The sequence below is a fragment of the Mesorhizobium sp. M3A.F.Ca.ET.175.01.1.1 genome, from assembly GCF_004791945.1.
Lineage (GTDB): Bacteria > Pseudomonadota > Alphaproteobacteria > Rhizobiales > Rhizobiaceae > Mesorhizobium.
Window position 1 is genome coordinate 1 of record NZ_SRTP01000162.1, and the last position, 355, is coordinate 355.

The following is a 355-nucleotide window of genomic DNA, read 5'->3' on the forward strand; positions in this document are numbered from 1 at the left end:
ATGGCAGAGCGACATAGCAGCTGATTCCGGCAGCCTGTTTGGCCTAGGCGATATCACGCAAAGCCTGTTCTTTTCTCCCAAGCAGCCCACGGCTGGTGGTATTATATGGGGGGTGGGACCTGTCTTTCTGGTTCCGACGGCGACCGATTCAATGCTCGGCTCCGGAAAGTGGGGCGCGGGACCGACCGGCGTCGTGCTCAAGCAATCCAACGGGTGGACGGTCGGCATGCTGGCCAACCGCATCTGGTCGTTCGCGGGCGACGGTGACCGGGCGAATAGGCCGCGCCTATGTCGCCTGGCGTCGCTTCTCCGCCAACCGGCTGGCGCTGGTCGGCATGTTGATCATCATCGCGCT

2 pseudogenes are annotated in these 355 nt (G+C 62.8%); both read left to right on the forward strand.

The annotated features are described in order from the left end of the window. Nucleotides 1-277 (forward strand): annotated as a pseudogene (locus tag EN818_RS34120) (transporter); the annotation flags it as partial. Then, a pseudogene (locus EN818_RS34125) lies at nucleotides 264-355 on the forward strand (D,D-dipeptide ABC transporter permease); the annotation flags it as partial. The pseudogenes EN818_RS34120 and EN818_RS34125, both read left to right, overlap by 14 nt.